General features: G+C 30.4%; 5 protein-coding genes. All 5 read left to right on the top strand.

Going from position 1 to position 7017, the window contains the following annotated elements:
* The first annotated feature begins 857 nt into the window (after positions 1 to 857).
* The 5 genes from QZV12_RS13430 to QZV12_RS13410 all read left to right on the top strand — a co-directional run bounded on the left by QZV12_RS13430 (position 858) and on the right by QZV12_RS13410 (position 7005).
* The gene (locus QZV12_RS13430; RefSeq protein WP_295622662.1) at positions 858 to 3578 is read left to right on the top strand and encodes an STT3 domain-containing protein; all 2721 of its coding nucleotides are present in this window, start codon (positions 858 to 860) and stop codon (positions 3576 to 3578) included.
* 732 nt (positions 3579 to 4310) lie between these two features.
* Positions 4311 to 5405: a GTP-binding protein gene (locus QZV12_RS13425; RefSeq protein ID WP_295622660.1), complete on the top strand. Its 1095-nt coding sequence runs from the start codon at positions 4311 to 4313 to the stop codon at positions 5403 to 5405.
* A 29-nt stretch (positions 5406 to 5434) separates the two neighbouring features.
* On the top strand, positions 5435 to 6019 hold the full coding sequence (locus QZV12_RS13420; protein WP_295622658.1) for an adenylate kinase family protein: 585 nt from the start codon (positions 5435 to 5437) through the stop codon (positions 6017 to 6019).
* Positions 6020 to 6107: 88 nt separating this feature from the next.
* The gene (locus QZV12_RS13415) at positions 6108 to 6392 is read left to right on the top strand and encodes a TfoX/Sxy family protein (RefSeq protein ID WP_366925570.1); all 285 of its coding nucleotides are present in this window, start codon (positions 6108 to 6110) and stop codon (positions 6390 to 6392) included.
* A gap of 241 nt (positions 6393 to 6633) precedes the next feature.
* Positions 6634 to 7005: a ribonuclease P protein component 4 gene (locus QZV12_RS13410; RefSeq protein WP_295622654.1), complete on the top strand. Its 372-nt coding sequence runs from the start codon at positions 6634 to 6636 to the stop codon at positions 7003 to 7005.
* Positions 7006 to 7017: the final 12 nt, after the last annotated feature.

Raw genomic sequence — 7017 nt, 5'->3', positions numbered from 1 at the left:
TTATTTCTATAATAATAGATTGTACTTCATTGTATATAAATTTAAAGGAAAATAAGTTAAGAAAAATGTGGGTGAGGGTCATAATCGTTACACACTCTCTTTTTATTTTATTTTTCATTATCTTGGTATTTTATTTGATTAAGGATTAGTTTTTTTTTATTTTATTTTTCATTATCTTGGTATTTTATTTGATTAAGGATTAGTTTTTTTTTTATTTTATTTTTCATTATCTTGGTAATTTATTAATTAATGATTATATTTTTATTTTATTTTTTTAATTTCTTATTTGAATTTAATTTTTAAAGTCTTTTTTATTTTTATTTATTTTTAATATATTATTTGAATTTAATTTTTAAAGTCTTTTTTATTTTTATTTATTTTTAATATATTATTTTTTAAATATTCTATAATCCTTTAACTATTTTTATTCAATTGGTTTATTTGTATATTTTTTATTCCTATTTTTTAGATAAAATATAATTTTGATTTTTACATAAATATTAGAAAATTATATATGTATAATTAAGAATATATTTAATTATTATTAAATTTAGATTGATTTTTTTATTATGGCATTAGCAAAAAATTGCCATAGTTAAAATGTAAGTTTAATAATCATATTTTAATAATTGCTTATTCAATATATTTCTAAAATATATTAATATGCTATTACAAGTCATATGATGTTGTTTTATGAATATAAGATATTTAAATGCTTATTAAAGAAAACGATGAATAGATTATCAGTTAAATGTTTTCTTGACTTTTCAACAAAATTATCTTTTTCATAATATGATTGAGTATAGACTATAAATTATTATTCGAATATTAATTTGTAAAATGTACGAGGATTTTTTATGAATCAGAATGTTAAAACAATATTAAAATCTGTGATTATCATAGCAATATTGTTTCTTTTAGTTTTTGCTATCAGAGCTCAGGCTGCTGATATTGGTGGAGTTCCTAATCAGTTAAAAGCAAATTATATAGATGCTGATGGTCTTCCTTATTTCAGTGAAATGGACTCATACTTTAACTATAGGATGACACAGGATTATATGGATCATGGATATCTTGGTGATACTTTAGTAAATGGTTCTGAGTGGGATATGCATTCTTACTATCCGACAGGGCGGGACGTAAGTTCGTATCAGCCGATGATTGCTTATGTCACTTCTTTCTTACACGGAATAGTAAATATGTTCCAGAATATGCCTCTTAAGGAAGTTGCATTTTGGACTGGCGCTTTCATTTCATCATTTGCAGTAATTCCAGTTTACATATTCACAAGAAGAATTACCAATGGCTATGGGGCAGTGGCAGCTTCTTTAATTGTAGCTTTAGGTCCTAACTATATTTCACACACATTCGCAGGATTTTTCGATACAGATATGTTCAACGTAACCTTGCCTTTATTCTTTATACTCTTCTTTATTGAAGCGGTAAGGAGTGAAAAATTTGTAAATAGAGTAATTTTCGCACTATTGTCTGTTATTACTATTGGAATTTATTCTATTTCATGGTCCGGTTACATGTTCTATCCTGCTGTAATGGTATTGGCTATGATAGTATTCTTTATATTATGTTTCTATCTTAATGTCGATGTTTTCGAACCATTCAAGAATTATGATAATAAGTTAAGCTGGTTGATTAATCAAAAAGAATTGTTCTCTGTAGGGCTTATCTTAATTTTAGGTATTATTGGTTTATTTGTAACTGTAGGCTTCGATGGTATTTTAAATGCTATAGGCGGTCTTACCGGTGGGTTCTCCCTTCAATCTGCAGCAAATGATGTATGGCCTAACGTATTTATATCTGTTGCAGAGATGCAAATTCCTAAACTTTTATATGGTGGACTTCCAGGTGCGTTCTTAGCTAACACTAATGGTGTAGTAAACGGGGTTGGTGGAATAGCATGTCTGTTTGCGGTATTATTTGTATTGTTCACCTTCGTTCAAAGATTGCTCAGATTAAGGTCTGTAAAGATTAAAGGTGACGTATCCAAACCACATAAATCTAAAAGAACAGCTACCTCTTTAAGAACAGAGCAAAAAAAATACAGAATTTCACTTAAGGACATAGGATCCTTTGGTTCAGCTGATGAAATTAATAAAAGCAAACGTCTTAATATACTTTACTTAAGTGTATTCTTTGTATGGATCCTTGCTTCTGCAGCAGCAGTAACTCAAGGTACAAGGTTTATTCAGGTATTAGTTGTTCCTATGGGTATTTGTGCAGGTATCTTTGTAGGATATGCTGCTGATTATGTAAAATCCAACATTAAGGATGACAAAGTTTTATTATTCATAGCTCTTGTATCATCTTTCTTAATTGCATTCCCAATTACTCAAATGGTTGTTGGTCTTGACAATGCTAAAATGGTTGGTACTGTTGTATTTGTTGTTCTTGCAGTGATTTCTGGAATTGTTATTTATGCTAGAAAATCTCTTAAAGACTCTGATGTATCCATTAAAAGAGCATTGGTTGTTGTATTAATCACTTTAGCTTTAGTATCTCCAACTGTTTGTGGTGCTTTCCAAACCACTGCAGCTACTGCTCCAGATGTTAGTGACCCTATGTGGAATGCTATGGAATACGTTAAAGCAAATTCAACTAATGATACAGTCATTATTTCTTGGTGGGACTTCGGTTACCTATTCCAAGTTGCTTCTGACCATCCAACTTCTTTCGATGGGGGTTCCCAGTCAGGGGATCGTGCATACTGGGTAGGTAAGGCATTGACTACATCTGATATGGCCCAATCTAAAGGAATTCTACAGATGTTGGGTACTACAGGTAGTAATGCTTCTGAATTATTATGCAATTACACTGGAAGTAATGTAACTGCTGTTGATGCATTGGACAAGACTTTAGGTAAAAGCAGAGAAGATGCTAAATCAACTTTAATCAAAAACTATAATTTAACTGAAAGTCAAGCAAATGCTGTTATTAAACAGTCACACCCAACTAATCCAAACAATGTCTCCTTTGTTTTAAGTTCAGATATGATTGGAAAATCTGGATGGTGGTCTTACTTTGGTTCATGGAACTTTGACACATTAAATAGTACAAACTATCAATATTACATGGCTTCAGATTATGTTAACATTAAACCGAACACTGAAGGTAATATTACCGTTTTAAACGATAGTGGAATCTTATACAACTGTGTCGTTAAAAGAGGAAGTACCAGCACTAACACTACTGTTAACGGTACAGATACTACTGCTCAAATGACTGCAGTTTGGGATAAAAACAAAACTAAAGTTGACTTAAACGGTACTGAATATAACCCATTCAAAGCAAGTGACCTTATTTGTATTGAAAATGGTTATTTAACCGCTAATAAAACTTTAGATAAAAACGGAAACTACACAATTTACCTTTTAGGTTCTGGAGATGACTATACTACTATTGTAATAGATAATCACCTTAAGGATTCAACCTTTACCAGATTATTCTTATTAGGTGGTATAGGACAAGATACATTTGAATTAAGTAATATGCAAGATGGTGTATCCATTTGGACTATTAAAGATGGTTCTTCAAGTTCCGGTAACACAGATTCTAATACGTAGAGGTTAAATTAGTATAAAATTTAAATTTGGTTATTGATTTTAAGTACAAGCTTATCTTAAGCTTTTGCTTAGAATTCTTTAACTTATTTTTTTTCTTTTTTTATTTTTTTAGGATTATTTTACATTTCTATTTTTTATGATTGTTTTAGACTTATTTTTAGATTTATTCTTTAGAGTTATTTTTAGATTTATTCTTTAGAGTTATTTTTAGATTTATTCTTTAGAGTTATGATTTATTCTTTAGAGTTATTTTTAGATTTATTCTTTAGAGTTATTTTTAGATTTATTCTTTAGAGTTATTTTTAGATTTATTCTTTAGAGTTATTTTTTGAGATTTATTCTTTATGATGAGTTTATACATTTTTCAGAGTAGTTTTTTGTAGTTTTTTTTTTAGGATTATTTCACTGTTCTATTTTTTGCTAAGTAATTTTAGGATTATTTTTTAGATCTATTCTTTTGACTTATTTTTGAGATGTTTTTTCCAATTGATTTATGCTTATTTTCTAAATTCATTTTTTTGAAATTAACTTAATTTTCTTAATGAATACCTTATTTTTTACCGCATATTTTATATGTTAATAATACAAAATTTATATTATAATAAAATATTATACATTTTTCAAATATCTTAAAATATTTTCATTAAGATATTTTTTAGAATATCCTATGATTTTCAAATGGGGATATTCATCTTAATTCTTATTTCGTAATAAATTTTTTATGGGGAGTTTATGTCTATAGAAGAAAAAATAAAAGCTATTGAAGAGGAAATTCAAAAAACACCTTATAATAAAGCTACTTCTCATCATATAGGTAAATTAAAAGCTAAAATTTCTAAACTTAAAGAAGAGCAAATCAAAAGGAGTAGCGGTGGAACTAAAGGTGAAGGATTCCACATCAAGAAAAGCGGAGATGCTACGGCTGTTTTAGTTGGTTTCCCATCTGTAGGTAAATCTACATTGCTTAATGAATTAACCAATGCTGAAAGTAAGGTTGGAGCTTATCAATTCACTACTTTAGAAATCATTCCAGGTGTTATGGAATATAATAACGCTCAAATTCAAATCTTTGACATTCCAGGAATTATCACTGGTGCTGCTGGAGGTAAAGGTAGAGGAAAAGAGATTCTGTCAGTAGCAAGAACTGCAGATTTGATTATTGTAGTATTGGATACCCTTAATCCACAACATTTAAACGTTATTTTAAAAGAGCTTAACAATGTAGGTGTAAGGCCAAACCAAACCAAGCCTGATGTTAGAATCAAAAAGACACGTAAAGGCGGAATCAATGTTTCAACAACTGTTCACTTATCTCATTTGGATGAAAAGACAATTAGGTCCATTATAAATGAGTATGGTATTCACAATGCAGACATATTGTTTAGAGATGATGTGACAATGGACCAATTCATTGATGTCATTGAAGACAATAAGTCTTATGTTCCTATGATGATTCTTTTGAATAAGGTGGATTTGGTTGATCTTGATTACTTGAAGGAGCTTCAAAAGGAAATTCCTGAATTCATTCCTATTTCTGCAGATAAGAAGCTTAATATTGATGCCCTTAAGGAAGAGATATTCGACCGTGTTGACTTGATTAGGGTTTACTTGAAACCTCAAGGAAGAAAGGCAGATATGGAAGACCCATTGGTTATCAGAAGAGGCTCTACAGTTATTGATGCATGTGGAAAACTCCACAGAGAGTTTGTAAAGAACTTTAGGCATGCTAAGATTTGGGGAACTTCAGTAAAATTCCCAGGTCAAAAGGTCGGTCCAGACCATGTCTTGGATGACGAAGATGTCTTGCGTATCATCCTTAAAAAATAGTTTCCACTAAAACGGTTTTCAGTGTTATTATGTCTATTTTAAACGATTTATCAAAGGACACAGTTATTTTCATATCAGGTACTCCATGTACCGGCAAGACAACTGTTGCTTCTGAGCTAAATGATTATTTGTCTGATAATGGCCTTGATTCAAAGCTTATTAAAATCAATGATTTTGCATTTGAAAATAATCTTGTTTTAGGTGAGGATCCAGATAAGTTCTATAAGGTTATTGACATTGATAAGTTAAACGAGTGCTTAAATAAGGAAATCAGTCAAAGCACAGATAAGATTCTAATAGTGGAAGGGCATTTGTCCCATCTTTGTGAAGGTGCAGACAAGATGATTGTTCTTCGCTTAAACCCAAGCATTCTAAAGGCAAGGCTTGAAGAGAGAAATTATTCAGAGTCTAAAATCCAAGAGAACTTAGAGGCAGAGGCATTAGCAGTTTGCTCAGCTGAAGCCTATGAGATTTATGGGGATAAGGCTAATGAAATTGATGCAAGCGATAAGTCAATTGATGAGGGTCGTGATTTGATATTGGCTATTGCATCTGATGAATTGGAATGTCCTGTCGGTTCAATTGATTTTATGGAATGGCTTTTGAATCAATGAATTTCGAAACTGAATGAAGTAATTAAAGCAGCACATTATAGATTAAGGTGATTTAATGTCCTCAACTAAGTAATATTTGGATTATGTTATGGAGCAGCTGTCAGATTTGGAAGATGTATCTTCTCGTGCAATGATGGGAGAATACATTATCTACTATCGTGGCAAGATTATTGGCGGCATTTACGATGACCGTTTTCTAGTCAAACCAGTAAAGGCTGCTAAAGAGATGATGCCTGATGCAGATATGGAATTGCCTTATGAGGGAGCAAAGGAAATGTTGCTCATTGAAGATTTAGATGATAGGGAGTTTTTAGCAAATCTTTTGGAAGGGATGTATGATGAACTTCCAGCTCCTAGGAAAAAACGCAAATAGGCTATAAATCTATAACTTTTTTTAATGCTTTCTATAATAATAAAATATATTATAGAAAACCTTTTTATATAATAAAAAACATATTTTATCATAATATTCCTCTTGTACTATTATATTTTAGGAATATTATCTAATTGCTTTATTTTTATATTGCTTTAAATTTGATTTCTCATCAAAATCTACTTTTATTTAGGCAATAAATTATTTTAAAGAGATTACACTATGTATGAGAGGAGTATCTATGGCTAGAGGAAAAAGACCAAATTGGATGATTGATATAGCTCAAGAACGAATGGATATTCTTTTTAATCGTGCAGAAAAAGAATATAAAGAGCATCCTGAAAGATCTCATCGTTATGTTGAGCTTGCTCGAAAGATTTCAAAAAAGTATAATACAAAAATTCCTCAAGCATGGGGACGAAGATACTGTAAAAATTGTTACAAGTTTTTGGTTCCCGGTCACAACTGCGCTGTCCGGCTAATTAATAATGAAATTAATATTTTTTGTGGCGAGTGTGGCCATATTATGAAAATTCCTTACATCAGGGAAAAAAAGTTAAAAAGGAGAGCTAAAATTGACTCTTACACTTTCAAAAAAAGAGATTATGAATGAAGCTCGTTCCGC

It is taken from the genome of uncultured Methanobrevibacter sp., assembly GCF_902769175.1.
Lineage (GTDB): Archaea > Methanobacteriota > Methanobacteria > Methanobacteriales > Methanobacteriaceae > Methanobrevibacter.
This window is presented reverse-complemented; position numbering and strand designations above follow the sequence as displayed.

Excerpts from the sequence above, each read along its gene's own strand:
- QZV12_RS13430 (WP_295622662.1), top strand. The coding sequence starts at position 858 with ATGAATCAGAATGTTAAAACAATATTAAAATCTGTGATTATCATAGCA.
- QZV12_RS13425 (WP_295622660.1), top strand. The coding sequence starts at position 4,311 with ATGTCTATAGAAGAAAAAATAAAAGCTATTGAAGAGGAAATTCAAAAA.
- QZV12_RS13420 (WP_295622658.1), top strand. The coding sequence starts at position 5,435 with ATGTCTATTTTAAACGATTTATCAAAGGACACAGTTATTTTCATATCA.
- QZV12_RS13415 (WP_366925570.1), top strand. The coding sequence starts at position 6,108 with ATGGAGCAGCTGTCAGATTTGGAAGATGTATCTTCTCGTGCAATGATG.
- QZV12_RS13410 (WP_295622654.1), top strand. The coding sequence starts at position 6,634 with ATGGCTAGAGGAAAAAGACCAAATTGGATGATTGATATAGCTCAAGAA.